The sequence below is a fragment of the Micromonospora sp. CA-248260 genome, assembly GCF_050942205.1.
Taxonomy (GTDB): domain Bacteria; phylum Actinomycetota; class Actinomycetes; order Mycobacteriales; family Micromonosporaceae; genus Micromonospora; species Micromonospora antibiotica.
Genome location: NZ_CP192021.1, coordinates 3275280 through 3302061 on the forward strand (window position 1 = coordinate 3275280; position 26782 = coordinate 3302061).

Annotated in this window: 18 protein-coding genes; all 18 read right to left on the reverse strand. The window is 75.4% G+C overall.

Features of this window, described 5'->3' with window-relative positions:
- The 18 genes from ACQP2H_RS14550 to ACQP2H_RS14635 are packed head-to-tail and all read right to left on the reverse strand — an operon-like array spanning position 1 to position 26772.
- On the reverse strand, positions 1 to 3432 hold the full coding sequence (locus ACQP2H_RS14550; RefSeq protein ID WP_357533598.1) for a DUF6519 domain-containing protein: 3432 nt from the start codon (positions 3430 to 3432) through the stop codon (positions 1 to 3).
- On the reverse strand, positions 3429 to 5552 hold the full coding sequence (locus tag ACQP2H_RS14555) for a hypothetical protein (RefSeq protein ID WP_433233178.1): 2124 nt from the start codon (positions 5550 to 5552) through the stop codon (positions 3429 to 3431). The genes ACQP2H_RS14550 and ACQP2H_RS14555 overlap by 4 nt, the downstream gene beginning before the upstream one ends.
- A complete protein-coding gene (locus ACQP2H_RS14560) occupies positions 5549 to 8005 on the reverse strand; it encodes a hypothetical protein (RefSeq protein WP_433233180.1) in 2457 nt (818 codons plus the stop codon). The genes ACQP2H_RS14555 and ACQP2H_RS14560 overlap by 4 nt, the downstream gene beginning before the upstream one ends.
- Positions 8002 to 10380, reverse strand: coding sequence for a hypothetical protein (locus tag ACQP2H_RS14565; RefSeq protein WP_357533593.1), 2379 nt, complete (start codon positions 10378 to 10380; stop codon positions 8002 to 8004). Before ACQP2H_RS14565 ends, ACQP2H_RS14560 begins: the two co-directional genes overlap by 4 nt.
- A complete protein-coding gene (locus ACQP2H_RS14570) occupies positions 10377 to 10739 on the reverse strand; it encodes a GPW/gp25 family protein (protein WP_219461715.1) in 363 nt (120 codons plus the stop codon). The genes ACQP2H_RS14565 and ACQP2H_RS14570 overlap by 4 nt, the downstream gene beginning before the upstream one ends.
- Entirely contained in the window at positions 10736 to 11080 is a 345-nt protein-coding gene (locus ACQP2H_RS14575) for a hypothetical protein (protein WP_363822492.1), read from the reverse strand. Before ACQP2H_RS14575 ends, ACQP2H_RS14570 begins: the two co-directional genes overlap by 4 nt.
- A complete protein-coding gene (locus tag ACQP2H_RS14580) occupies positions 11080 to 11586 on the reverse strand; it encodes a phage baseplate assembly protein V (RefSeq protein ID WP_067303923.1) in 507 nt (168 codons plus the stop codon). Before ACQP2H_RS14580 ends, ACQP2H_RS14575 begins: the two co-directional genes overlap by 1 nt.
- The gene (locus tag ACQP2H_RS14585) at positions 11583 to 12734 is read right to left on the reverse strand and encodes a hypothetical protein (RefSeq protein WP_219461720.1); all 1152 of its coding nucleotides are present in this window, start codon (positions 12732 to 12734) and stop codon (positions 11583 to 11585) included. Before ACQP2H_RS14585 ends, ACQP2H_RS14580 begins: the two co-directional genes overlap by 4 nt.
- Entirely contained in the window at positions 12727 to 13149 is a 423-nt protein-coding gene (locus ACQP2H_RS14590; protein WP_219461722.1) for a hypothetical protein, read from the reverse strand. Before ACQP2H_RS14590 ends, ACQP2H_RS14585 begins: the two co-directional genes overlap by 8 nt.
- Positions 13146 to 13790, reverse strand: a complete 645-nt coding sequence (locus tag ACQP2H_RS14595; RefSeq protein ID WP_208566086.1) for a hypothetical protein — start codon at positions 13788 to 13790, stop codon at positions 13146 to 13148. The genes ACQP2H_RS14590 and ACQP2H_RS14595 overlap by 4 nt, the downstream gene beginning before the upstream one ends.
- Entirely contained in the window at positions 13787 to 20788 is a 7002-nt protein-coding gene (locus tag ACQP2H_RS14600; RefSeq protein WP_433233184.1) for a hypothetical protein, read from the reverse strand. The genes ACQP2H_RS14595 and ACQP2H_RS14600 overlap by 4 nt, the downstream gene beginning before the upstream one ends.
- Positions 20728 to 21339: an eCIS core domain-containing protein gene (locus ACQP2H_RS14605; RefSeq protein ID WP_433233186.1), complete on the reverse strand. Its 612-nt coding sequence runs from the start codon at positions 21337 to 21339 to the stop codon at positions 20728 to 20730. The genes ACQP2H_RS14600 and ACQP2H_RS14605 overlap by 61 nt, the downstream gene beginning before the upstream one ends.
- Positions 21336 to 21578, reverse strand: coding sequence for a hypothetical protein (locus ACQP2H_RS14610; RefSeq protein WP_219461731.1), 243 nt, complete (start codon positions 21576 to 21578; stop codon positions 21336 to 21338). The genes ACQP2H_RS14605 and ACQP2H_RS14610 overlap by 4 nt, the downstream gene beginning before the upstream one ends.
- Positions 21575 to 23422 (reverse strand): ATP-binding protein, encoded by a 1848-nt coding sequence (locus ACQP2H_RS14615; protein WP_433233189.1) that lies wholly within the window; start codon positions 23420 to 23422, stop codon positions 21575 to 21577. Before ACQP2H_RS14615 ends, ACQP2H_RS14610 begins: the two co-directional genes overlap by 4 nt.
- The gene (locus ACQP2H_RS14620; RefSeq protein ID WP_357533585.1) at positions 23422 to 24708 is read right to left on the reverse strand and encodes a DUF4255 domain-containing protein; all 1287 of its coding nucleotides are present in this window, start codon (positions 24706 to 24708) and stop codon (positions 23422 to 23424) included. The genes ACQP2H_RS14615 and ACQP2H_RS14620 overlap by 1 nt, the downstream gene beginning before the upstream one ends.
- Positions 24705 to 25544 (reverse strand): hypothetical protein, encoded by an 840-nt coding sequence (locus tag ACQP2H_RS14625; protein ID WP_357533583.1) that lies wholly within the window; start codon positions 25542 to 25544, stop codon positions 24705 to 24707. The genes ACQP2H_RS14620 and ACQP2H_RS14625 overlap by 4 nt, the downstream gene beginning before the upstream one ends.
- A complete protein-coding gene (locus ACQP2H_RS14630; RefSeq protein WP_208566080.1) occupies positions 25541 to 26257 on the reverse strand; it encodes a hypothetical protein in 717 nt (238 codons plus the stop codon). Before ACQP2H_RS14630 ends, ACQP2H_RS14625 begins: the two co-directional genes overlap by 4 nt.
- Complete coding sequence (locus tag ACQP2H_RS14635) at positions 26254 to 26772, reverse strand: phage tail protein (protein ID WP_208566079.1); 519 nt, start codon at positions 26770 to 26772, stop codon at positions 26254 to 26256. The genes ACQP2H_RS14630 and ACQP2H_RS14635 overlap by 4 nt, the downstream gene beginning before the upstream one ends.
- Positions 26773 to 26782: the final 10 nt, after the last annotated feature.

Consider the following 26782-nt stretch of genomic DNA (forward strand, 5'->3'; position numbering starts at 1 on the left):
TCAACTGACGTTGCCCGAGCTGCGCGCACCCCCGGCCACCTGGATGGATCCGTTCGACGAGACGTTGTCGGTGACCGACCACAGCCGCTTCGCCGGCGCCCCCGACCAGGACGGGTTGCACAGGATCGCCGGCTCGCAGTTCTGCACCAGGTTGTCGCGGATCGCCATGATCGGACCCCCGGCGGCGAAGGCCCAGATGCCGACGCCCGCCCCGGCGGCCACCGAGATCCGGTTGTCGGAGACGAACACGTGCCGGATGCTGCCGATCTTGATGCCCCGGATGGTGCCCGAACCACGCCACCACGCCTGGTAGAGGTGGATGTCGTTGCCGGTCACCCGGATGGTGCGGCCCTGGATCGGCGGTCCCTTGTGGTAGGAGACCCCGATGTGGATCCCCTCGGCGACCTGATCGATGCGGCAGTCGGAGACCTCGACGTCGCCGACCGCCGTACCGCCGCCGATCACCACCGCGCAGGCCCCGACGGAGACCTCCGCCGCGGCGGTCAGGTCCCGCCGGTAACCACCGGCGTACTTCTCGCCGAAGGCCGGCTCCAGCAGGATCCGGTCGGCGACGCTGCGCAGGTGCTTCGCCGCCGCCGACGGGGTCTGCACCGGGCGCGACGGGGGCGACGCGGCCACCGCCGCCTCCCAGGCGCCCTGGCTCAACGCCGAGTCGAAGCGCAGGCTCGCCCCCGGCGCCGGCAGTGCCACCTCCCGGCGGTCGCGGGCGATGTCGTCGGCCTCCCGCACGTCGATCCCCTCACCGACCAGGTAGTCGCGCAGCGTCTTGCGGCCCTCGTCGGTGTCGAAGATCCGCCCGGCGCTCTCCCCGAGCCGCCCCTTGAGCGAGGTGAGCTGCCGCTTGTACGAGGGCAGCTGGGCCGGGTCCTCGGTGGCCAGGTCCGCCAGCCGCAGCACGTACGCCTCGGCGGCCCCGGCGGTGCGCTGGTCCTCGGCGGTGGGCGGGCGCAGGGTGGTCAGGGTCTTCCACTCGCTCTGCGGGACCATCGAGTTCATCCGTACGCCCCACCGGCCGACCCGGACCACGGTGTTCCACTCGCCCGTCTCCAACCGGTCGTCGCGGTCCAGGGCGAGCCGCCCCACCAACTGGGTGGCGAGCTGGCTGCGGAACTTCTCGTCCTTGACCAGCTCGGCCAGGGTCAGCGAGGCCGGCCGGGGCGGGCAGGAGAACCGGCACCGGGTGATCACCGCGTGGTCCGGGTTCACCAGCAACACACCCTGCTGGCCGTGGCCGATGAGGAAGTCCGAGTCGAGCACCCGGACCTTCCCGGGGGCCGCGCCCTGGTCGTTGCGGACGGTCAGGCAGGTGCTCTGCGGGGACGCGCCGGCCACCCCGGTGAGCTGGCAGTGCTCGATCGTCACCTCGGCACAGTTGACCGCCGACACCGGGCCGAGCCGCCCCTCGGCGGCAGCCGGGCCGGGAGTCTCCACCGCCAGGTGCGACACCGACACGGTGCCGCAGTTGACGAACATCAGCGCGAACTCCTGACCCTGCACCCGGATCCGGCTGGCCGGCCCGCTGCCCAGCACCCGGATGTTGGCCCGGCCGGTGAAGGTGACCGGCACGGTGCTGGTGTAGAGGCCGGGGGCGAAGCAGATCAGCACGTCCCCGGCGGGCAGCGTGGTGAGCGCCTGCACCCAGTCGATGCCCGGCCGGATGGTGATGGTCGCCCACCCACCGGTGGCGGACGCGGCGAGCTGGTTGATGGCGGCCTGGACGGTGGTCGCCCCGGCCAGCGACGGCCGCCCGGTCGGGTCGTACGACACCCGGTCGGCGCGCGACAGCGCGGCGGTGAAGGTCACCGGCAGGTGGGACGGCTGCCCGGCCTCGTCGAGGAGTTGGGCGGTGACCTCCTGGGTGGCGGCGGCCGAGTCGAGTTGCCAGGCGCAGCGGGCCCGGCCGTCGGCACCGGTCTCCACGGTGACGGTGGTGGCGGTGACCGCCCCGGCGGTGAGCCGGCCAGCCCCGCCGGTGACGGTGAACCGGACCCGGGCCTTGGCGACCGGCTGACCGCCCATCGCCACCCCGGTGACCAGGTCGTGCCCCAGCGGCACCAGGGTCGCCGGGCTGCCCGGTACCGGCACCGCCTCCTGGCCGTCCCCGCCGAGCAGGCTCAGGGTGGCCTGCCCGGTCAACGGGGCGAACACCGGCCGGCAGTCGCGCAGCACGCTCCACTGGCTGCCGTCCCAGCTCACGACGCCGATCCGGCCGTGCGCCCGACGCGGCCCGTGCGGGGTCTGCGCCACCGGCGTGGTGCCGACCCGGGGCCACTGGACGTCGTGCAGCGCCGAGCGGGCTGGAAACGACCACCAGTCGCCGGTGCGGAAGCTGCCCGCCGCCGAGAACCGGATCTTGATGCCGAGTTCCAGGTCCAACTCGACGCCGCCGGCCGGCACGGTGCCCCGGCCGTCCCAGCGGCGGACCCGGGGCCGCGACGGGAAGTCCGCCCGGTCGAGGCTGCCGGTGGCGGTGCCCGGCCGGATCACGATCCGGTCCCCCTCCACCCGGTCGACCTGCACCAACGTGCCCGGCAGGCCGTTCTGCTCCCGGCCGTCGTCGGTCAGCTCCACCCAGGAGCCGTTGGTGAAGCCGGCACTGCCGTCGCGGCCGGGGACCTTCACCGTCAGCACGTCGACGTCGATGCTCTCCCAGGTCGCCACCGTGGCGGCGTTGTCCCGGGACCAGACGAAACCGGCCACCCCGGGCGCCCCACCGGTCAGGATCTCCACCCGGTAGAACTGGTTGTCCAACCCGGTGTACGGCGACCCGGTCGGGATCACGCAGTCACCCCCGGAACTGCCCGTCGGGTCGGCACGGACCGCGAGGGTGCCGGTGGAGGCGGCGGTCAGCTCCGCCCAGCCGGGTGGGGTGTCCGCACAGCCGACCGGGGTGTTGGGCGGCCCGGCCTGCAACAACCGCACCTGCCACACGGTCCGCAGCCGGGTGGTGGTGTCCGGCCCGCCGAGGGCGACCTCCCGCAGCGCCGGGTCCTCGATCGCGGTCACGTGCTGCGACCACACCTGCAACCAGGCGGCGTAAACCCCCGGCGGCACGGGGGCGCCACCGGCCAGCCAGGAGCCGTCGAGCTTACGGACGAACGGGCCGGCCGCCGGCAGGTCCGGCTGGGCGAACACGGAGACCGGGGTGTCGTTCTCGCAGAGCACCCCGTCGAGGTAGTAGCGGCCGGCCGACAGCTTCAGGTCGGCCCCGCCGGTCAACCCGAACGCCCCACCGACCAGCGGCGCACCGGCGGCGCCGACCACGTCGGTCAGCGCGGTGGCCCGCAGGTGCGCCTGGATGTCCTGCTGTTCGTTCCAGTCCGCGTCCAGGTCGACCCGGCCCTGCTGCTTGCGGACGCTCGTCGCGTGCCGCCGCTGGTCGAACGTGACGCGGCTGATGTCGCCCTTCATGGTGTGGTTCCTCCGGTCGGCAGGACGGGCAGGGCAGCGGCCACCCGCCCCAGCGGCAGGTACTCCGCCAGCGCGAGGGTGAGGTTGTGCAGGCGTTGCGGGGTCAGGGCACGACGGAACGCCCCCAGCTCCGCCCCGGACTCCGCCCCCGTACGCAACTCGGTGGCGGCGGTGGCGGCGAGCCGGCCGTAGGTGGCGTCGCCGTAGCGGGTGCTCGCCCAGGCCGGCCCGACCCGGGTGGCCACGTCCGGGTCGTCGGGTTGAGCCTGCTGGGCCAGGTCCGGTTGGCAGCGGTAGCGGCGCGGGGTGACCGAGCCGGGCCGCAGGTAGCTGAACCGGACGTACCCCTGTTGCCGGCGGGCCACCGTCACCTGCTGGTCGAACAGGCAGTCGGTGGCGGTCAGCACCCGCGCCGTGGTGGTGCCCAGCACCGTCACCCCAGCCAGTTCCGCCGCCGCGTCCCCGGCGGCGACCGGGCCGTGCACCAGCGTGTCCGTCACGGTCAACGGGCCGTCGGTGGTGGTCAGCGCACCCGTCACGCAGCGGTGCACCACCACCCGGGTCCGGTCGTTGCCGGCGGTGACGGTGAGCCCGGTCGCCGCCGGGCCGACGGTGCAGTGCCGCAACTCCACCAGGCCCAGGCCCGGTCCGCCGTCACCGGGCGCGGCGACGGTCACCGTCCCGGCGACCAGCAGCCCGTCGACGACCAGCTCACCCGGGCGGTCCCCGACACCGACGCCGGTGACGGCCAGCGTGCCCAGCAGGCAGGGACGCACCCCGACCGGGTCGAGGTCGGTCTGCCGCCGGGGCCGGTCCGGCGGCCGGGGCCACTGCGCGGCCAGCACACTCAACCGGCTGCCCTGCCCCACCCGCACCGACAGGTTCTCCCGGTAACGGTGGCTGTCCAGCACCACGATCCGGCCGGTGCTGCCCGGGTGCGTGGCCTGGAAGTCGTGCCAGGCGGTCACCGCCTCACCCAGCGAGGCGACCACCTCCCCGGCCCGTGCCGGCTCGGTCACGCTCACCGCGAGTTGCCAGTCCACCGGCCCGTCCGCCGCCCCCAGGTCACCGCGGCGGGGGTACGGCCCGGCGCCGACGTCGGCGCTGAACGCGTACCACCAGGAGACCGCGAGGCGGTGCACGGGCCGGCCGGCGGCGACGGTGATCCGGCCGCGCACCGGGTCGACCCGCACCACACTGCCGGTCGGCAGCTCCCAGCCGGCCAGGTCGCAGATCCGTAGCAGGTCCAGCGGGACCGGCCGCAGCTCGTCGGCCGGGGTGGGCTGGATCCACACCACGAACGACGGGTCGTCGTCGCGGAACCAGCGCCGCTGCTCGGGTGGGGGCGGGGTGCCGCTGGCGAGCGCCGCCAACTCGTCGCGCAACGGCCTGCGGCGCAGCGGACCGGGCACGTTCGCCTCGTCGGCCCGGTGGTCGATGTCCGGCTCGGTCACCGTCGGCCCGGTCAGCTGCCGGCCCACCCCCACCGGGTCGATCCACCACCGGCCGTCCGCCGGCACCACGGCCGGTGCGGCGGTGGCCCGGTCCAGCCGGTACGACGGCAGCGGCCACACGTACAGGCCGATGTGCCCGATGTTGGGGCGGCCCTGACCGGCGTCCATCGCCCGTACGTCCACCGTCCGGCAGACCGTCTCGAAGGGCCCACCGACCAGCTCCAACGGCGCGGCGGCCCGGATCGACGCGGTGGCCGGCGCGTCGCGGACGTGGTTGACGTGCTGGGTCGCGACCAGCCGTTCGAAGAACTCGACGACGGCGGCGCTCCAGCCGGTGTTGGCCCGGGTCAGCTCCTCCAACGCGGCGGCGGTGCCCTTGCGCCGGCGGAACCGGATGGTGTCGGCGACGCGGGCCCGGTCGGACAGGCCGGTGCCGTCGGCCAGCGGATGCAACTGACCCGCCCCCACCAGCTCACCCAGGTAGGGCACCACCCACTCGGCGCAGGTCTCCACGAACCAGTCGTCGGTGAGTTGGTCCACGTCGGCACCCAACGCGACGGCCTGCTCGGCCATCACCTCCACCAGCGCGTGCACCACCCCGCCGGCCGCCTCGTCCTGGCTGCGCAGCGCGGCCGGCAGCAGGCCCCAGATCTCCTCGGCCCTCACGATGCCTCCAGCAGGGTGACGTCACCGGCGTCCACGGTGAGCAGATCGGCGGGCAGCAGCACGTCACCGACCCGACGGGCCGGCGCGGCGGTGATCACGTCGAGGCGGGCCGGCGACTGCCCGGCGTCGTGCAGCAGCTCCAGCACCACCGCCGTGACCCCGGGCACCCGGTGCAGCAGCGCCTGCACCTCGCTGGCGCGTACCGGCTGGGCGTAGTCGCGGGCGTCGAAGCTCAACCCGGCGACCAGCGACGCGCGGGCGGCGGTCGAGACCGCCGCGAACCGGTGCCCGGCGGCCAACAACAGCCGGGCGGTCACCACCACCCGGCGCCGGTGGTGGCCGAGGATCCGCACCGGCACGGTCGCCTGGCGGGCGGCGTCCAGGGCCCGCAGCAGGTCGGCGCGGACCGCCGCGTCCGGCGGGATCTCCGCCCCGTCCGGGCCGGCGACGGTGAGCAGGACCAGCTGCCGGGCGTCGTCCCAGACCAGGTCCGCGCGGGCCTTGCCGATCCCGGCGAAGGCGCGGGCGAAGTCGGCGTGGTCGTCAAGCGAGACGACCCGCCCCAGGGTGCGGACCGCCAGCGGCGCGTTGCGACGGGCCCGGTCCACCCCCTCCGGGTCGTCGGCCCCCGCGGCGGGCACCGGGTTGCCGACCTCCATCAGGCCCAGCGGCCGGGACAGCGGGATCGTCAACCGGCCGGGTGCCAGATCGGCCAGCCGCCCGATGCCGCTGCGGTAGGTGGCCACCACGTTGTCCTGCCCGGTGGGCAGCCGGGCCCCGGTCAGGCCGTCGCCGAAGGTGACCGTGACGGTGCCGTCGTCGGCCCGGCGCACGGTGTAGACCCGGGCGGAGGGGGCCTGCCCGAGCAGCGCCGGAACCTCCTGCCAGCGCACCCCGTCCACCCAGACCGCCAGGGTGGTGCGGGAGCCGCTCGCGGTCGCGGCGGGCACATAGGTCAGCGGCACGTGCCGCAGGCTGAACCGTTGGAACGCCCGCCGTGCATCGCCTCCCCCGAGCACCTCCGCCCGGCTCTCCCCGTGGGTCGCCGCCGTCACGTTGCCCAGCACCCGGACGCTGTCGCGCCGGTAACGCCGCGTCACGTTGGCCGTCAGGTCCACCGTGCTCTCGTCCCGTACCCGCAGCACGGTCACCACCTCGCCGACCGGCCCGCCGTCCGGGTCGACACCGGTGAGCACCAGCGGCCGGCCCGGCTCCAGCCCCGGCGTCGGCCGGGCCAGCTCCAGGGTCGCCGTCGCAGTCAGCGGGGCGGTCAGCGGTGCAGCGGCCGGCGGCAGCAACCGGCTGTCGCCGAGCACGGTGGTGGTGCGCAGGGAGAACATGTTCGAGTCGCCGCCGGCCACGGTGACCCGGGTGGTGCGGGCGGCGATGCCGAAGTCGGCCACCGGCACCTCCGCCACCGCGTCGACCCGGCGCAGCTGCGGCACCCCGGCGGTCTCCAGGACCAGCCACGACCCGGCCACGATCGACGGGTACGACTGGTCCAGGTGCAGCGTCCGCTCCTGGCTGCCCAGCGGGGCGTCCACCCAGCTGTCCTTGCGGGTGGCGTACGCGCCCGGCAGCACCTGGTTGGTGCCCGGGTTCAACTCACCGACCCGCAGCGCCACCGGCAGCGCCGACCACGGCTGCGCCTGGTGCCCGAAGAGCGCGGCCCGCTGCGCCAGCAGGTGCACCTGCACGTCCCGTCCCGGCTGACGCAGGTCCGTGCCGAGCGGCTGGGCGGTCACCGCCGCGTCCAACCCGACCACCGTGTACGCCGGCACCACCGCACCGCCGTCCAGCGCGGTGGCCGCCGCCGGCAGCACCGCGGTGGCCGCGCGCACCCGACGGACGTCGAACCAGTCGGGGCCGAGCACCAGCAGCGCACCGCCCGGGGTGAGCACGGTGTCGGTGCCGGCCAGGTACAGGGTGGCGTCGCCGGGGCGGGGCGCGCGGGGCGCGGTGACCCGCAGCCCCACCGCGTTGAGTTCCGGCCGGGCCAGCAGCGGCGTCACCGTCTCGAAGACCTGCGGCAGCTCGCCGGGGCCGGGCACGCTCTGCGCCTGACTGCCCGCCGGGATCGGCACCCCGTCCGGGGCGCCGGGGGTGGCGGTGACGGTGAACGACAGCCACGTCGTCGCGGCCACGCCGGGACGCAGCTCGTAGCCGATCGCGCGGGCCAGCATCAGCACCGAACCGCGTTCGGTGGCGGTGCCGAGGAAACCCTCGTTGGCGATCCGCTCCTGGTAGAAGGCGAGCACGTCCAGGGTCGTCGCCCAGGCGTGCAGCAGCGCCACCGCCGGGTCGTCGACCTCCCGGGTGGTCAGCCCGGCCAGCTCCGGCCGCCCACCGAGCCGGGCCACCAGGTCGGCGGCGAAGTCGGCCTGCCGGCCCAGCCGGTAGGCGATGCCACTGCGGCCGGGCGGGTTGGGCCCCCGGCCCACTCGTGAGGTCACAGTCCACCCACCAGGTCGAGGTGCAGGATGCCGTGCTCCGGCACGCTGGGATCGTTGTCGAGGCGGATCACCTCGGTGTCGCCGGCCCGCAGCACCCGGGCGGCCAGTTCGCCGCCGGCCACCACGCCCACCGGGTGCAGCTCGGTCACCCGCACGTCGGTGACCCCGGGGACACCGACCGCGGCGGCCAGCAGTTGGCTGACGTAGAGCGGGGTGCCGAAGCTGAACCGGTCGGGGTGGAAGAAGCCCCGCACCCCACCGGGCAGGTCGCGGGCGGAGAAGAGGTCCAGCAGGGCCCGGCGTACGTCGGACCGGAACGCGCCCGGGGTGACGCACACCCACAGCCGTAGCTCCACCGGCAGGTCGACCGGGTCGCGCAGTTGCAGGTCGTACCCGGCGACGCGGAACCGGTCGAGCCGCCCGGCCAGCCGTCGGGCCAGCGCCGGCTCGTCGGTGAGCCGCTGCCCGCCGGTCAGGTCGAGGGTGAGGAAGACCGTCCACCACGACCCCGTCCAGCGGACCCGGGCGGTGGCGTTGGCCACCTCGGGTAGCCGCAGGGCCGCCGCCACCCAGTCGGCGGTGGTGACCGCCCGTTCCTGGACGGCGAAGGCGACCGGGGCGTGCTGCCGGGCGTGCTCGATGTCCTCCGGGTCGGTGCCACCGACGGCGGGCAGCGGGTTGGTCGCGGCGAGCAGCCCGACCCGGTCGGTGACCAGGGTGGTCAGCGCGTCGTGGCCGAGGTTGCCGGCCGCCCCGCCGCCGCGCCACCAGGTGACCTGGAAGACCGTGCCGGCCGGTGGTCGCCGCCCCGACACGTCGTCGCCGAACCGCAGGCTCACCCGGCCGTCGCGTTCGCGTTCCGGGACGAAACCCTGGTCGAAGCGGTCGGCGTTGAGCAGGTCCCGGCGGGGCCGCCAACTGCCCTCGGTGGTCTCCAACCGGATCAACGGCACCGCGGCACGCGGGTCCTGGTCGAGGGCCTGACTGGCCGGGGTGTCGGTCGGGAACGGCACCGCCGAGGCGACCGGCTCGCCGGTCAGCACCGGCCGCCACCGGTGTTCGGCGGCGGCCGGGAGCTGCCCGGACACCGCGCTGGCGTGCTGGACGGCGACCAGGTTGGCCCGGGCCACCGCACAGGTCACCAGCTGGCCCGTGCCCGTGCCGGCGACGGAGGCGGTGACGGTCAGCGGGAAGGCCAACCGGTCGGCGGCGCTCCACTCGACCTCCAGCACGGCCACCCCGGTGACCGGGTCGGTGGTGGGGTTCGCCGACACCAGCCGGACCACCTGCCGGTGGGTGGGGTCGGCGTCGGCGCGTCTGCCGGTCTGCGGGGAGAGCACCTCCTCCAGCAGCAGCAGGTCACCGGCGGCCAGGCCGGTGGCCGGCAGGTCGACCAGGGTGGCCCGGGTCGCGCCGACGGGCAGCCCGCAGTCCCGGCCGCCCCACACGTACAGGGCGATCTCGTTGCGGGCGGCCCTCGGGGCGAGCGGGGTCAGCGTCTCGAAGCCGGTCGCGCCGTCGGCCAGCAGCGCCGCCGCGTCGGTGGGCCGTACCGCCGGGGTGGCCCGGTCGGCGGCCAGCACCGGGGTCCCGGCGGGCACACCCCGGCTCTCCACGTCCGACCCGGCGGCCACCCGCACACTGAGCCAGGCGCGGGCCGCGCAACCGTCGTGCACCGCGTAGTCCAGCAGCCGGGCGTGCCGGCGCACGGAGATCCGGCTGCGGGCGGTGCCCAGGTACGCCTCGGTGCCGGCGGCGTCCTGCCGGTAGGACAACCGGTCGGCGACGTGCGCCAGCGCCTCCACCACCGTGATCAGCGGGTCTGCCGGGTGCCGTTCGGCCCCACCGGGCAGGGCGGCGAGCCGGTCGAGCATCAGCCGCCGGAACCCGGCGTAGTCCTTGGCCAGGTAGTCGGCCGGCGCGGTGGTCGGCGGCGGCGGCGTCACGGTGGGGGCGGCCGGTGCCGGGTCCAGGTCGCTGGGGCAGTTGGCCTTGAAGGAGAAGGTCTGCACCGACAGCACCGGGTCGAAACCGGGCGGCACCCGGTCGTCCACCGCCGAGCGCACCAACCTCAGGGTGTACGGGGAGAAGTCACCGGCCCGGTCCACCCGGACGGTCAACTCCGCGCCGGTGGCGGCGACGCTGAGCACCCGCACGCCGGTGATCCGGACCCCGCCGTCGACAAGTACGTTCCCCACCGCCAGCGCGGCCCCGGCGGGCACCCCGCCGGTCTGGCCGGGCAACGGGTGCAGGAAACCGACGTGCAGCAGCCGCTGGTCGGTGGCGTCCACCTCGACCCAGTCGATGCCGTTGAAGGCGCTGCCCGGCCGGCCCACCTCGGCCCGCCGCTCGTCGTCGTCGCAGCGCACGCTCATCCCGCACCCCTTTCCACCGACACCTGCGCCGGCCGGCCGGTGGCCCGCAGCCGGTACCCGACGTGCACCCGCACCGCCGCTTCGGCCAGGTCGACGCGGACGTCGTCGACCTCGATCAGTTCGCCGAGCCAGCGTTGCAACGCGCTGCGGGCCTGCAACTCGGCGGTGCCCACCACCGCGTCGTCGACCGGGGCGAACAGCAACTGGCCGAGACCCGCGCCGAAGTCCGGCCGGTTGACCCGTTCGCCGGGCGCGGTGAACAGCACCGCCTCCACCAGGTCGGCGACGTGCCGGTCCGGGCCGGCCAGGCCGGAGCGGCCCCGGTTGTCCGGTCGCCACGGAAACGCCGGGTACGTCATGACGCCACCGCCCGGACCTGCACGCCGGCCACCGTCGGCGGCCCCTGCGGGATGCCCTCCGCGCTGATCCCGAGCCCGACGCTGGTGGCGAGCACGGCCGGCTGCCCGTTGACCAGCACCCGGGCCGCCGGGGTGGTCCACCGGAGCTGGACGCAGGGCTGCGGTTTGGTGCCCGCGCCCACCGGCACCTGGAAGGGGCACCCGGTGACCGGGTACGCGTCGGTGGCGGTGACCACCGGCAGGCCGCCGACCAGCACCCGCGCGTTGCCGGTCTGCGGGGTGACCGGGCCGGTGTGCGGGCAGGTGAGCACGGCACCGACGTGCAGCAGCGGGCCGGGCATCAGGTCACCGTCAACGCGGTCTGGTTGACCGCGACGGTCGGGCCGACCAGGGTGATCGAGGCACCCTTGCCGTTGGAGATGATGATCCCGGTGTCGTTGATCGAGATCATCGCCCCGGTCAGCGTCTTGAGCAGGATGCCGCCGGTCGGGCCGGGAGCGTCGGAGATCATCAGGGTGGCCTGGCCGGGGGTCTGCAACACGATCGGCGGGGTGGGCGGCGGGGCCGACGACACCAGCGCCGGGATCTCCGCCTTGGAGCCGTACCAGCAGCCCGTCCAGATCGGATGGTCGGCGTCGCCCTGCTCGAACTCCACCCACACCCCGGTGCCCGGCAACGGCACGGCGAACATGCCGGCCTGGATGCCGGCCAGCGGGAAACAGGGCATCGCCCAGCTCGACGGGGGGAGCGTGACGTCCGGAACGGTCACCTGGATGCGGCCCTGCTGCAACGGATCGAGGTGGTTGACCACCGTGCCGCGATACTTGCCGTAGTACCTCGTCGTCATGGCTGTGCCCTTCCCGAGGTGGAGACCTGGGCGTTGCGGCCCAGGGTGAACCGCTGCTTGACCTCGCCCGCCTTGACCGTGGTGGTCACGCTGCGCACCACGTACTCGCCGTCGTAGGCGCGGCCGGCGCCGCGCACCCCGACCAGCCGCCGGCAGCGCAGCAGCCGGCCGTAGCGCAGCACGTCCAACGAGCCGGATCCGGTGATCACGTTCGCCGACTGGGCGGCCCGGGCCAGGCCCCGGGCGAGGGTCTGCACGACGTCCATCCGGGCGGTGGCGTCGTCGGTGCCGCTCGGGTTCGACCGCCCGATGTTCATCCGCCGGTACGACAACGGAATCGGGATCTTGCGGCCCAGCGGCGGGTTGAGCGGGCTGACGTCCGGCACCGGCAGCGGAATCGGCACCCGCACCTGCTCCGGGAACGCGGTGAGCAGGTAGACGGTCTTCTGCACCCCGTCGAATGAGAACGACAACGACTCCACGTTGGCACCCGCGTCGGCGTTGACCGTCAACGCCGGCTGCGGCTGACCGGCCCGCACCTCCGGCCCCCAGTAGGCGGTGTTCATCCCCGGGGTCGGCCCCGGCTCCACATAGAACGTGTAGCCCACCTCGTCGGCGAGCTGCGACACGTACGCGAAGGTGGTGCCGCGTACCGCCGGGATCCGCTGCACCGGGTTCGGCGCGAACACCAGCACGCTGGGCACCACCATCGGCACCACCCCGTACGCGGCGAACGGGGCGAGCAGGGTCAGCACCCGGGCCTCCGCCGGCATCGGCATCGGCAGGTCCGACAGGTCGATCAGGTCCATCATCTGGCTCACGTCCACCCCGGTGAGGGTGAGCGTCGACGCGCCCGCGTCGTTGCTGCGGGCCACGTCGTGCCGGGTCACCACCCCGTCGGAGAGCACCTGCGGCCGGCCGTCGACGTGCAGCACCAGCAGCAGCCGGGTCGGCGGGTCGAGGCTGCCGTCGGCGAGCATCCGCTCCACCAGCGACCCCCGGCCCAGCGCCAGGCGCAGCTGGAAGCCCGAGCGCTGCCCGGCGTTCTGGGTGACCTGCGCCTCCTGCACCGCCGCCACCAGCTCCATCGGGGCCGGCCGGAAGGTCAACGGCCCGATCAGCACCTGCAACCGCACCCCGCTAGGCATCGAGGCCCCCCGGGAACCCCTCGGGCAGGGCGACCCGGACCACCTGGCCCGGCTGCTCCAGCTCCGCCGGGTCGAAGACGCCGTTGGCGTCGCAGAGCTGCCAGAACGCGGTGGGGTCGCCGACGGTCCGACCGGCCAGCAGGTCCACCCGGTCCCCGTCGGCGACCGGTTCCCAGCCGGCGGTGGCGAGCCGGTCTGCGGGCGGCACGAACCGGCGACGCAGGTGCACGACCTCCCGACCGGTGTCCGGGTCGACGGTGACGGTGGTGCCCACGGTGGCGTACCGGCTGTCGGGGGAGACCGCGCCGGGTGCCGGCGTGTCGACGCCACCCGCGCCGGTCGCGGCGAAGAGGGTCTGCGCGACCCGGCTCTGCGCGGCCACCAGGGCCGGATCGGTGTCCGTCGGGTCGCTCATGGCAGCCGGTCGATGCCGAGGTCGGCCAGCCGCCCGCCGCGCGCCCGGCCGGCGAGCTGTTCGAGCTGCTGGTGGGCGGCCATGGCCAGGCCACCGGCCCGGCCGTCGGTGCCCACGTCGTTGACGGTCAACACCCGCAGACCCAGTCGGATCTTGGCGCGGATCGGGTTCAGCATCGGGTCGAACGCCTCCTCGGTGATGGTCAGCTCGGTGATCCGTACCGGCCAGAGCCGGCGTCGTCCGAAGGCCAGCAGCACCAGCGGCGCCGGCGGCGGCACCACCTCCAGGGTGCCGGCGGCCAACAGCGCCGCGGCGTCCTGCACCGCGGCCAGGCTGGGATAGGCCAGCGACTCCAGGGCGGCCAGCTGGGCGGTCAACCCCAGCTCCACCGCCTCGGGGTCGGTGAGCTGGTCGGCGGCGTCGAGGTCGGCCTCCAGGGTGAGCGTCTGCACCGGCGGGCCGGTGATCCGCAACGCCTCGCCCCGCGCCCCGCCCTCGGCCCCGGCCGTCTTGAGCTGGAAGCCCCGGGTCAACGAGTCCGGGTTGTACTGGAGAGTGATCACCCGCCGGCTGCGCCCGCTGTCCGGGTCGAGCACGACCAGGCCGGCGCGCAGCAACCGGGGGCTGAGGGGACTGGTCACGGGGTGCCTCCAGAGGTGGGACGCCGCCAGCGGATCCGCTCCGCCACGGCCCGGGTTATCCGGCCCTGCATCAGCAGCGGGTCCAACCCGCTGAAGTCGACGGTGCAGTCGGTCAGGTCGGTGATCCGGATCTGCCCGGTCGACAGGCCGAGCCCGTCGAAGAGCAGGTTCACCCGGGCCACCGTGGCGCTCTGCAACGACACCGGCCGCAGCCGGCCCGGCAGGCCGCCCCCACCGGCGGCCCGGCGTACCCCACCGCCGACGGCGAGGTGCACCAGCGCGTCGGGGGCCAGCACGATCTCGTTGCTGCCGCCCAGCGGCAGGGTGATCTCCCGGGGGTTGTTGATCGACAGGTCCACGTCGACGTTGCCGATCGCCAACATGCCGGGCGGGCCGGTCGACGGTTCGTCGCTCTGCACGTCGGCGATGGTGTGCAGCAGGTCGTCACGGGAGGCGGCGGTCGGCCGCAGCAGCCGGTTGAGGCGCACCAGGTGCTCGGTGCGGGCCTGGCTGACCTCGCCGGTGTCGAGCTGCCACCGTAGGAGGTCGACGTCGTTGTCCGGCGGGGGAGCGCCCTCCGCCCCGAAGCTGGGCAGGTGCACCCGGTAGACCAGGTCGTCGCCCTCGACGATGAACCGGCCCGGGGTCCACCACGGCAGCGCGCCGGTGAGCCGGCGGTAGTCGACCGCCCCGTCGCGCAACGCCAGCCGCACCTCCCAGCTGCGCTCACCCCACAGGAACCCGTCGTGGGTGACGTCGAAGTCGATGTGCCCGTTGAGGCTGTCCAGCACCTCACCGATGCGGTAGGCGTCCAACACCCGCACCAGCGCGTCCCATTTCCCGGCCAGGGCGGCCCGCCGCTGCGCGCTGGTGGTCCGGGCGGGCGGCGGGGCCGGGATCGGGGAGCCGCCGCCGAGCATGGTGGCCAGGTCCAGCACGAACCGGGCGTTGCGGATGTCCAGCGACGGCAGCTCGCCCGACCCGCTGGTCAGGTCGTGGGTGAGGTCGCCGAGCAGCCCCTGCTCGACGAAGATGTACAACCCGAGCCCGCTGTCGGTGAAACTCAGCCCGGTCACCTCACCACCGTGTACGGCGATCCGCCGGCCGGGGGCCGCCGAGCCGTCCGGCCCGGCCGGGTCCTGCTCGTAGCCGATCGAGGTGAACCGCAGCCCGTACTCGGGGCGGCCGGTCGGTGCGCCGAGGAACAGCAGTTGGCGACGCGGGTCGGCGGTGACCTGGGCGCTGATCGCGGTCAGCGTGGGCTGCGCCAGGTTGAGCCGCAGCCCACCGTGGTCGAGGAAGTCGACGCTGAGCCCACCGGCGGTGAAGTCGGCCGTGCCGCCGGACAGGAACGTGCCGATGTCGAAGCCGACCCGGGCCGCCTCGATCGCCCCGATCCGCAGTCCACCGAGGATCCGCATCCCCTCCGCCGTGCGGGTCGCCTCCACCAGGAAGCCGTCCTGCCCGGCCGCCGGCACCAGCCGCAACTCCCCGAGCACCGCCTCGATGTCCGGGTTGAGCCGGATGGTGACGCCGTCGTGCAGATCCACCAGCAGCCCGCTGGCCCGGGTCTGCTGCACCACCAGCTCCCGCAGCAGCAACCGGCGGAACCGGCCGCCAGGCGTGCCCGCCGGCCACAGGTCGACCCGGGCCCGCGCGCTGATGCCGAGCAGGGTGATCGCCCCCGCGCCCGACGGGATCCGCAGGCCGAGCGCCGCACCCTGCCAGTTCAGCGCGTCCACCGAGATGGTGGCCAGGCTCAGCCCCGGCTGCCCGTCCGGGCCGATCTCGATGTGGTCCGGGCCGACGCTGACCACGCCGGTGTCCAGCCCCTGGATGCTGACGTGCTGGTCGTGTTCGCCCGGCCGGGGCCCGACGCCGAGCTGCGCCTCACCGCCGACCACCCGGGCCTGGATCCGGCCGCCCCGACCGAAGGCGAGGGTGAGCTGGGCGGCCCACAACGCGCCGTCGACGTGCAGCGCGGCGTCGATCCGGCCGGCGATCTCCACCCGGGTCGCCCCGGTGGTGAGCCGTCCGGCGGTCACCCCCGCCGCCGCCGACCAGCGCAGGCCGCGCAGGTCCACGTCGAGGATCTCCAGCGGCGGCCGGTCCGGCTCCCCGGCCGGGAGCGGTTCGGGCCGGCCGAGGCCGACGTCGAGCACCCCGTCGCGGTAGCGCAGGTCCCGTCCGGTGATCCGGGCGATGTGCAGCCGCTCCAGGTGCAGCGCGGCGGTGGCCGGGACGACCCGACCGGCGGCGTCGCGCTGCTCCGGCGTGCTGTCCCAGCGACCGCTGGCGGTCAGCCCGTCCAGCACGGTCGCCCCCCGGGAGACGATCCGCCCGTCGCCGGCCCGCCAGTCGATCGCGCCCAGCTCGATGCGGGCCGGGCCGACGTCCTCGAAGCGCAGCCCGCCGGCCCGCTCGGTGACCAGCCGGCCGCCGAGCCCGGCCCGGCGTACGGTGACCGCGCCGTCCGGGGTCCGCAGGGTGGTGTCGGTGAGGGTGAGCCCGTCGAGCTGGATGCGTTGGCTGTCGGTGGTGTCGCTGAGGATCCGGCCGGTCACCGGGTCGACCTGGTGCGGCCCGGCCCGGATCAGGTCCACGGTCACCGTGGCGGCGTTCGGGCGGGTCGCCCGGCCACCCACGGTGCCGGTGATCGTGGTCGGGCCGCCCTGCACCGCGCGGGACACCACGGCGAACCGGAGCCGGTCGAGCTGACCGACGGTCAACCGCCCGGAATAGGTCAGCTCCTCGCCGGTGAGGTCCACGTCGAGGTCACGCAGCCGCACCCCGATCAGCGCGCCGGAGACCACCTCGACGCTCATCCCCGGCGCCGGGTCGGTGACGTCCATGCCGATCCGGTCGGCGTCGATCCGGTCGATGACCAGGTTGCGGACCAGCGCGCCACGGACCTGCCGGCCGGTGGCGGTCGCGCCGGTGCGGACCTGCACGTCGAGGCTCATCCGACCGATCCGGGTGCTGCCCCGGGAGTAGAGGCTGCGGCCGGGCGAGTGCATGGACAGCCCGGTCAGCTCGGTCTGCTCCACCACCAGGTCGGGTAGGCGCAGATCGTCACCGACGGGCAGCACCCGGCCGTGGATCGCCTCGCCGGGCGTGCCGTCGGCCCGGGCGGGCGCGGTGAAGGCGATCCGCCGGGCCTCGACGCCCGGCCCGGAGAACCCGGTGACCGCCAGCTCACCGACCCCGAAACGGACGGCGGTCCGACCGATCGGCAACCCCTGGGCCGCGGCCGGGCCGGCCAGCTCGGCGGGGAGCGGACCACCGCCGACGGTGTCGAGGTCGGCGCGCAACCGCAGCCGGGCCGCCGCCAACCGTTCCACGGTGGTGGCCCCGGCCCGGACGTCGGTGGCGGTCAGCTCGGCCAACCGCAGCTCCACCCCGAGGGTGGCCGGGTCCAGGGTGACGTCGAGCCCGCCGACGGTCAGCCCGCCGGCGGTGATGCCGAAGTACCGCCGGGCCCGTTCCCGCAGCAGCTGAAGCTCCTGCTCCTGGGCGCGGGTGCGGTGTCGCGGCAGGGGGCGGCCGGCCGGGTCGACCGGTTCGGCGGCCAGCGACTCCAACTCATGCAACCGGTCCAGGTCGGTCAGCCAGCGGGTCAGCTCCGCCCGCCGGTCCGCCCAGCGGGGCTCGGCGGGCAGCGCGGCGAGTTGGGCGGCGACGTCGGCCCGGGTGGGCAGGTCCCCGGCGGTGATCCGCAGCGCCGGTGCGCCGGCCGGGCCGGGCAGCAGCCGTACCCCGGCGAGGGTGGCCGACCCGGTGCTGCCCCGGGCCGTCGTCGCCGCGTCGACCGGGACCCGGTCGCGGCGAAACCTGGTGATCAGCTCGTCGTCGGGCAGGTACTCGCCGATGCGCGACGGCAGGGACGCCTCGGCGTGGATCGGGTCGACCTCCACCCCGGCGGCCTCGACCCGGCCGGTCAGCCCGGTGACCCGGATACCGCCGATGTCGATCGCGCCGCCGACGGACTGGCGCAACTGGTCGGAGAGTTCCACCAGCCGGCGGCGTTCGGCCTCGGACAGCGACTCGGCGTGCCAGCGGTGCCGGGCCTCCAACCGGTCCAGTTCCCGCTCGGCCGGCTCCAGCGTGGTGAGCTGGCTGTCGACGGCGCGCAGCCGCTCCTCCAGGATGGCACGTTGCGCCCCGGTGGCGGTCTCGCGGCGCAGCCGCAGCGACTCCTGCTCGGCACGCAACCGGGCCGGCAGGCTGGTGGCCACCCCGATCAGCGTGCGACCCACCTCGATCCGGCCGACCTGTTGCAGGCCGGCGAAGGAGAGCCCCTCGGCGGTGGCGCTGGAGAAGCTGACCCGCAGCGAGTGCATCATCTCCACCGCGTCGGTGACCCGTTCGCCGACCCCACGGGGCGGGCGGAACACCCCGTCGGTGAGCAGCCCGATCGTCGCGTTGGCCAGCGGAGTGAAGATCTCCCCGGCGGTCAGCGAGGTGAACTGCTGGGCCAGGAACGGCGCTCCGGCCGTGTACGGGGCCAGCAACGCGTCGCTGATCTTGGACAGGAACGGCAGCCCACCGTAGAACGAGATGACGTTGTGCAGCAGGTGGATCAGCGGATCGATGATGGGGATGCCGACCCAGCCGTGCCGGCCCGGCTCGGTCACGTTCTCCTGCCCGGTCGCCCCGGCCCGGAACGCCAGCGTGGACAGCCCGAACCGGGTCAGGCCGAGCAGCCCGCCGGGCAGCCCGTCGCTGGCGTACACCACGTCGGAGACGCTCAACGCGCCCATCCCGGCCTGCGCGCCGACCGGCCGCTCGTAGCCCCGGTCGGAGAACGAGGCGACGATGTCCAGGTCGGTCAGGGTGACCCGGCCGGTCCGCAGCGAACTGCCGGTGAAGGTGCGGTTCACCCCGTCGAGTTCCAACCGGGGCAGCCGGACCCGCAGCACCCCCTGCCGGGCGTCCACCGACAGCGACAGCCGGTTGGTGCGTTCCCGGTCGGTGTCGCGCAGCCGGGCGCCACCCAGGTCGCCGCTGATCCACTGGGCGTCGTGCAGGTCGAACTCGTCGACGGTGACCTCGTCGGTGAACAGGCTCAACCCGGTGCGGCTGAGAAACAGCAGCTTCAGCCCCACCGCCACCAGCCGGGCCAGGTCACCCACCACGGTCGGCAGGCCGTCGGTGCGCAACGACTCCGGGTCGAACGAGGGCCGGCGGGTCGCGTGGTAGAGCCGCAGCTCCGCCACCAGCGCCGCCAGGTCGGGCAGCAGGTCCGCGCGCACCTCCCGGGAGCGCAGGAACACCCACCGCCGGTCGTCCAGCGCGTACGCCTGGATGATCAACGACCGCAGTTCGGTGGCCCGCCCGGCCCGCCAGAGCCGGTCGTCGCGCAACCGGTCGCGCAGCTGGTCGCGGGCCTCCACACGGCGCGGACCGGAAATCGCGGTGACGGCGAGGGAAGCGCGCATCTGCGGGGTCATCCCGGACTGCATCCGGGCCCACCGGTCCGGATCGTCGGCGGCCAGCCGGGTCTGGTCGGCCACCGGCAGGCTGCGCACCAGCTGGAAGGCCAGCCACGCCTCCCGGGGGTTCACCGCCCAGTCGGTCAGCCCGATCGCCAGCAGGCCGCGGACCTGCCGTTCCAGGTGCGCCGGGTCGCGCAGGGCCAGCAGGTCGAGCAACTCGGCCCGCCACATCTCGTGGGTCAGGTACGCATCCGGTAGGGCGGCGAGGATGCGGTCCAGGTCACGCAGCGCGTCCAGCCGGTGCACGGCGGTCCGCAACGCCTCCCGGCCCCGGGCATCCGGCCCGGCGGTCGCCCCGGTCGGCCGGTCGTAGCCGATCAACCGGCGGACCAGCTCGACGGACTTCACCCCGTCCAGGCCGTCCTGCACGATCCGGTGGATGTCGGCGACGAGCCGCTCGGCGTCGACCTGCCCGGCGCTGCGCCGGCGGCGGTCCCACGGCTCGGCGAGGGCGCCCACGCCGGTGTAGCCGCCACCGAGCACATCCTCGGCCGGGATGTTCTCCTCCAACCGGTCGAACCAGCTGCCCTGGTCCAACCGCCGCCACCGGTCCTGCGCGGCCAGCGGGAGACTACGCAGCAGCAGGTACGCGAAACGGGCCTCATGGTCGCGGATCGCCCAGTCGAACACCCCGTACGACAGCAGTCCCTCCACCCGGGACAGGTTGCGGTGCTCCGGGCGGGCGGCGAGCACGACCAGCAGCCGGGGGCCGAGCGGCGCGTCGACCCGCTTCTCCTCCCACGGCAACTGGTCGAGCAGGGTGTCGAGGTGACCGCTGTCGTCGAGCTGGCGGACCGCGTACCGCAGCCTCGGACCCGGCTCGGGCGGCCCGGCGGCGGCCGACGCGGCCGTGGCCGGGGCACCGGCGGTGGGTGCGGCGGGGGCCAGGTCGGCGAGCTGGCGCAGCGCCTCGTCGGCCCGACGGTCACCGATCGACCGTTGCACCCGCCGCAGCAGGGCGGCCAGATCGGCGTCCCGGTCGAGGCGGGCGTCGTCGGCCGACGCCCCACCCAGGATGGTGACCTGCTCGCGCAGGGCGTCGGCGTCGTTGCCCGCCGGGGGCCGCTCGGCCAGCAACGCCCGGAACTGCGCCTTGCGGTCACCGCCCAGCAGCTCCCGCAACACACTGGTCCGCAGGGCCCGCAGCACGTTCAGCGCGGTGCGCCGCTGCACCGGGTCGAGCCCCTCGGCGCTCAACCCGTGCACGTTGTCGGCTTCCAGCACCCGCAGCAGGTAGGGGGTCTGCCCACCGAGGGCGGCCAGCGCGGCACGCGGGTACGCCCGGTGGTGGTCGTCGTCGAGGTTGCCGGCCAGGTCGGTGCGCCGGGGCGCGGGCAGGCTGTGCACCAGGCTGCGGGCGACCACGAACGGCAGGGTGTCCAGGATCCGCAGGCAGCCCCGCACGTCGTCGCCGGAGACCCAGAGGCCGTCGAGCAGGTCGATCATGCGGGCCCGTTCCGCCCGGTACCGGCGCTCCACCAGCGCGCCCAGCTCCGCCTCCAACGGGCCGGTCCCGGCCTCGTCGGCCGGCGCCCGGTCGGGGGCCGGCGGGCTGGCCGGGCGCGGCGGGTGGCGACCGCACCGGTGTCGGCGGCGACCACACCTGCCGGCAACCGGGCCACCGGCGTCCACAGTGCCCGCCCGGCCGAGGCGGCGTCGGCCAACGCCCGCGCCTCGCCCTCCGGGTCGGTCGCCCGCTGCCCCGGGTACGCCGTGCCGGCTGTCGCCTGCGCCAGGTGCCCCAACTCGTGCACCAGCAGGGCCCGCCCGGCCGCCCGGGACGGGTCGAAGCCCAGGGCCAGGTGCACCGCGCCGTCGGCGAGCAGCCCGCGCGCGCCGTGGTTGGCGGCCCGTCGACCCGCCGCACCGAGGTGCACCCGTACGGCGTCCGGCCGCAGCCCCAACGACGGGGCGTACCGGTCGACCAGTTCACGGGTCAGCGTGGCGAGGGCGTCGTCGCGGCCCGGTGCGGGTTGCGTCGTCGGTGGGGGAGCCCGGTGGGCGGCAGTCTCCCGGGCGGCTCCCGCGCCGGTGGCCGGGTCGGGGCTGGTCATCGGCCCACCCCCGGCAGACCCAGCCGGGCCCAGATCGTCTCGGCCAGCGCGGTCGGCAGGTCGTCGCCGGCGGATGGGGCGCTGGCCTGGGCACCGGCCGACGGCAGGCCACGGTCGGCGATCAGCCGGCTCAACCGGGCGCCCACCTCGGCTGCGAGGGTGGCGTCGACCGGCCCGTCGACGCCGGTGAGGACCAGCCGGCGGATGTCGACCTCGACGGTCGTGACCTCGATGTTCATGACCACAACCCGGGGTCGGCGGGCCGGTCGTGCTTGGCGTACTCGGCGGCGACCGCGTCGAGCACGTGCCGCATCCCGACCGGGTCACCCTCCCCGGCGGCGACCAGCGCGGCACGCAGCGCCACGGTGTGGATGTCCCCACCGGTGAGGTCCAGCGCGGCGAGGCGGGGCAGGTCCAGATCGGCGGTGGCGACCGCGGCCGGGAAGGCCCGCCGCCACAGGCCGGCCCGCTCGGCGGGACCGGGGTGTCCGAACGGGACCACCACCCGCAGCCGACGCAGGAACGCCGGATCGATGGCGGTGCGCATGTTGGTGGTCAGCACCGCCACGCCCCGGTACTGCTCCATCCGTTGCAGCAGGTACGACACCTCGATGTTGGCGTACCGGTCGTGGCTGTCGCGTACCTCGGAACGGCGGCCGAACAGGGCGTCGGCCTCGTCGAACAGCAGTACGGTGCCGCCCCGCTCGGCGGCGTCGAAGATCCGCCACAGCTGCTTCTCGGTCTCACCGATCCACTTGCTCACCACGGTCGCCAGGTCGACCCGGTGCAGGTCCAGCCCGAGTGCGCCGGCCACCACCTCGGCGGCGAGGGTCTTGCCGGTGCCGCTGGGCCCGGCGAACAGCGCGGCCACCCCGAGACCCCGGCCGGTCCGACCGGCGAAGCCCTGCTCCGCCAGGAGGGCCCGGCCGGCCGCCGCGGCGGTCAACTGACGTAGCTGGGTCAGGGCGGGGGCGGGCAGCACCAGGTCGTCCCACCCGGCCCGTACGTCGATCCGTTCGGCCAACCCGTCCAGGTCCCGCCGGACCCGCTCACGGACCAGCCCTCGCGCCACCGCCACCGGGTCGACGGTCGGACCGGGGACGGCGGGGGCGGCGGAGTCGAGGATCTCCCGGTGTCCCAGGTCGAACTCCCGGGCCAGGACGGCGGCGGCTGCCGCGGCGCGACCGGGCAGCGACTCCCGCCACAGCGCCCGCTGTTCGGCCCGGGACGGCCGGTCCACCGTCGGCCCGGGGGCGACCCCGTCGAGGGCGACGGCGCGGGGGACGCTGACCACCACGTCACCGACGAGCCGGGCCAGCAACTGCGCCACGGCGGCGCCCACCTCGGGTGGCTCGTCGCCGGTCAGCTCGACGACCAGCACCGGATCGGCGAGCACCACCTCCCGGTTCCACAGCCGGGCGAACGCGTCCCGGTCGGTCACCGCGCGGGGCAGGTCGGCTGCGGCCACCCGGTGCCCGACCCGGCCCACCGTCGCGCACGCCGCCGCCAGCACGTCGACCCGGTCGGCGGGGTCGGGCCCGCAGACCCGCAGCGGGCGACGGCCGCCCTGCCAGGCGGCGCAGAGCTGCTGCGCGGCCCGGCGACGGCTGGCCGGCAGGACGGCCGGCGGCGGGGGCAACGGCACCAGGTAGGGCCGCAACCGTTCGTCGAGCCGCCCGACGCCGCGCAGCTCGTGCAGGACCCGCTCGTCGACCCGCAGCGGAGCGTGCGGCAGCGGTCCCTCGCCCAGCTCCACCAGCCGGGCCGCGCGCAGCGGACGGTCGGCGGCGAGAGCGTCCCAGTGCCCGCCGGGCAGGGCGTCCAGGCACCAGGCGAAGGTGGCTGGCCGGTCCAGCAGACCCAGCTCCCCGGCGACCGAGGCGACCAGCACGTCGCGTTCGAAGGCGGTCAGCCCGAACCCGGTGGCGATCCGGCGCAGCGTCGAGGCGTCGGCCGGGCCGTCCGGTGCCGGTTCGCCCTTGAGGAGCAGGTGGATCCGCTCCACCTCGGCGGCCAGCCCGCCGTCGTGCCCGGCGGCCGGCGGTGGGCCGGGCCAGCGGGCGGCCGGGCGTGGGGCGGGCATCACAGCACCACGGCGGGGCCGTCGTACCGGCCGGTCGGGTCGGCGTGCAGCGGACTGTCCACCCCGTCCACCCGCAACCGGGCCAGGTAGGTGCCGGCGGGCAGGTCCTGGAAGGCGAAGCTGATCCGCCCGGTGTGCTGCCCACCGGACGGCACCCCGTTGTCGGCCGGCGCGGCGAGCACCGTGCCACCCGCCCCGGTCAGCCCGAGGGTGACCTGCTGGCCGGCCTCGACCTCCGGCACGACGTCGACGGTGACCGTGCCGGTACGCAGCACCACCCCGTCGACCGTCCGGCTGGACCCGACCACCACGTCGCCGGGGGCGACGGTGATCGTCGGCCGGTAGCTGACCGGTACCGCGTCGGAGCTGATCGCCGGCCGGGGCGTGGGTGGGTCGCCCAACGCCACCGAGTGGGTGACGACCAGGCCACGGACCCCGGCCGCGACGGGCCGGTCGAAGGCGGACATCGGCAGCCGCAACTCACCGGCCGAGGCGGTGGCCGGGCTGGCCGAGGCCGTCCCGATCCGGACCCGGACGTCCGGCCCGGCCAGGTTACGGCCGGTCACCACCAGCGTCGCACCGGCCGTGACCGGGGTACCGGTCGGCCCGTCGGCGCGGACCAGGTCCACCTCGGGGCCGTCGACGTCGACGGTGCCGGCGGTGACCGCGCGGACCGGCAGGGGCTCCCGGGCACCGCGCAGCGGGTCGATCAGCACCACCGACACGTCGAAGAAGACACTGCTGCGGTACGGCGCGCTGAACGCCGACCAGAGCCGGAAGCTCTCCTCCCCGCCCGGGCTGTTGGTGACGCTGACCCGGAGCAGCTCGACCTGCTCGGCGAGGCGGGAGTCGGCCACCGCCGCGGGCAGCGTCGGGTCGGGCGGGTCGGGGGCGAGTGACCGGCGGATCGTCGCCCGGGTCAGCACCGGCGTCTCGTGCAGCATCGCCAGCAGGTGGCCGAGCAGGATCTCCCCGGTCAACGGGTCGTGGCCGTAGACGCTGGCCACGTAGTGCAGGTCGACGCCGAGCGGCGGCGCGGCGACGTCGTCCCCGCCGGTGCTGCGCGGAGGCGGGCCGAGGTTGGCCCAGGTCGGGTTCCGGGTCACCCGGCTGAGGAACAGGTTGACCTGGTTGCCCTCCTGGTTGCCGACGGTCACCCGGTCCGGTGGGCCCGCCGAGACGGAGACCCCGCCGACCGCCGACGAGGCGCCGGTGGCCCGCAGGTAGGCCATCAGCTGCCCGCGCAGCACGGCGGTGACGGCGGCCAGGGCGTACCCGGTGCTCATCGCGGCACCCCCGCCCCGCGCAGGTACGACTCCAACTCCGGTGCCGGCCCCGCAGCGACGGCTGGGGCGGCGGTGGCCGGTGTGGTGGCCGCCGGTGCGGTCGCGGGCCGCCGGTTGCCGGCGAGGCGTACCTCGATCCGGTCGATGTGCACGTGCACGGTGACCGGCTCCGGGCTCCGGGCGGTGGCCCGGGTGACCGGAGGGCGGTGCCCGGGAGCGGCGGGCGGTGCGGGAGGCGGCACGGTGCCGGCGCGCACCGGCGCGACGGCCGGGGGCGGGACGACGGGGTGCGGGGCGGGGGTATGGGCCGGCGGCCGGTCCGGGTGGTGGTCCCGGCGGGATGGCTGCGGGGACCGCTCCGCGGCGGCGGGGGTGGCCGGCGGCCGGGGCGGCGTGGCCCGGCCCGTCGGCACGCCGACAGGCGGGGTGGAGCCGGAACCTGTCGCCGGAGCGGGCAGGGGTGCGGGTGCGGGTGGGCGGGTCGCCGCCGCCGGGGTCGGCCCGGCCACCTGGCGTTGCCGCCCTGCGGCGTTGCTGCCCTGCGGTGGCACCGGGTGCGGTGGTTCGGGGGCCGGCATCCGTGCGGCCGGTGGGGCGGGTGTCCCCACCGGGCCGGGCGGTGCCACCGCGACGTGGGGGTGGGGCGTCGGCGACGGGTCCGGCACCGGCGGGGTGACCGGCCGGCTGGCCGGCGGGGGTGCCGTCGACTCCTGCTCGTCGGCCAGGAACCCGCCCACCTGCGGGGTGTCCGGTTCGAAACGCCCGTGGCCGCGCGGGCGCAGCCGGGGGGCGGTGCCGACGGCCAGCGCCGCCAGCGCGGCCAGGTAGCCGGTCACGGGACCCGCTCCAGGTACGCGGCCCGCCGGTGCGGGCCCAGCCCCAGCACCTGCGCCTCCGACCAGCCGTAGGCCCGGGCGAGTCGGTGCACCTCGTCGAGCAGCCGGCGGACCCGGGTGTCGGCGGCCTGCCACGCCCAGGCCGGCACGTCCAGCAGTGCCTCGGTGCTGCCGCCACAGCCGGGACAGGTAAGCGTGACCGCGACGACGCCGAGCGGGTCGCGTTCGGCCATCGCCTCGGACACCGCCGGCAGCGCGGCGGACGGGTCGGCCAGCGGCGGGGTGGCGTCGAGCAGGCAGGCGTCGAACAACCACCGTTCGGCCGCCGCCGCGTCGCCGGCCCGGGCCGCCCCGGCCAGGTCGGCGGTGGTGGGCAGCCGCAGGCTCAGCAGGTGCCCCCGCCAGGTGAGGGTGAACGGCCCGGCGGCCCGGTCCGCGTCGGTGCGGTCCGGCGCGGCGGCCAGCAGGTCGGCGACGCTGAGGGCCACCTCCAGGTGCTCCGGGCAGGCCCGGCAGTCCACCGTGGCCGCCACCCGGCCGCCCGTCCAGTCACCGGCGGCGGCCAGCAGCAGCGCCGTCACCTCGCCCACCGGCAGCCGGTCGGCGTCGGCCCGGCCGAGCAGCAGCAACCCCCGGACCGGCGCGGGCCGACCGAGCGCGCTGTCCCAGGCGTCGACCAGCGCCACCTCGGTCAGCGGCGGCCCCCCGGTCACGACCCGAGCCGGGGTTCGGCCGGTTCGGGCACCGCCTCGTCGCGTTCCCAGCCCTCGTTCTCCAGTTTGATGTGCTCGATCGCCACCGCGTTGGCGTTGGCGTCCAGCTCCGGCAGCGCCTGGTATTCCGAGACCCAGCAGCGGAACAGCCGGTACGACTGGGCGACCTGGCCGGCCTCGTTGAGCAGCTCGATGGTGATGTCCCGGCGGAAGTCGGCCAGGGACACCTCCGAGCCGAGCCCGGCGTGCAGCGCCCAGATCCGTCCGGCCCACTGGGCGAATTCGGCGTCGTGGGTCAGCCCCCGCTCCAGGGTGACCGCCTCGAACTCGGTACGCCCCGGCGACTTGTGGCTGGTCGAGGCGTTGCCGCCGTCGCGGTGCTTGACCACCTCGGTGGTCCGTTTCAGCGCGCTGACCTTGCTGACCCCGGCTACGTAGCGGCCGTCCCACTTCACCCGGAACTTGAAGTTCTTGTACGGGTCGAAGCGCGTCGGGTTGACCGCGAACTGCACCATGACTCACACC

Coding starts and splice junctions, on each gene's coding strand:
- ACQP2H_RS14550 (WP_357533598.1), bottom strand. CDS start 3,432: ATGAAGGGCGACATCAGCCGCGTCACGTTCGACCAGCGGCGGCACGCG.
- ACQP2H_RS14565 (WP_357533593.1), bottom strand. CDS start 10,380: ATGAGCGTGCGCTGCGACGACGACGAGCGGCGGGCCGAGGTGGGCCGG.
- ACQP2H_RS14570 (WP_219461715.1), bottom strand. CDS start 10,739: ATGACGTACCCGGCGTTTCCGTGGCGACCGGACAACCGGGGCCGCTCC.
- ACQP2H_RS14575 (WP_363822492.1), bottom strand. CDS start 11,080: ATGCCCGGCCCGCTGCTGCACGTCGGTGCCGTGCTCACCTGCCCGCAC.
- ACQP2H_RS14580 (WP_067303923.1), bottom strand. CDS start 11,586: ATGACGACGAGGTACTACGGCAAGTATCGCGGCACGGTGGTCAACCAC.
- ACQP2H_RS14585 (WP_219461720.1), bottom strand. CDS start 12,734: ATGCCTAGCGGGGTGCGGTTGCAGGTGCTGATCGGGCCGTTGACCTTC.
- ACQP2H_RS14590 (WP_219461722.1), bottom strand. CDS start 13,149: ATGAGCGACCCGACGGACACCGATCCGGCCCTGGTGGCCGCGCAGAGC.
- ACQP2H_RS14605 (WP_433233186.1), bottom strand. CDS start 21,339: ATGACCAGCCCCGACCCGGCCACCGGCGCGGGAGCCGCCCGGGAGACT.
- ACQP2H_RS14610 (WP_219461731.1), bottom strand. CDS start 21,578: ATGAACATCGAGGTCACGACCGTCGAGGTCGACATCCGCCGGCTGGTC.
- ACQP2H_RS14615 (WP_433233189.1), bottom strand. CDS start 23,422: ATGCCCGCCCCACGCCCGGCCGCCCGCTGGCCCGGCCCACCGCCGGCC.
- ACQP2H_RS14620 (WP_357533585.1), bottom strand. CDS start 24,708: ATGAGCACCGGGTACGCCCTGGCCGCCGTCACCGCCGTGCTGCGCGGG.
- ACQP2H_RS14635 (WP_208566079.1), bottom strand. CDS start 26,772: ATGGTGCAGTTCGCGGTCAACCCGACGCGCTTCGACCCGTACAAGAAC.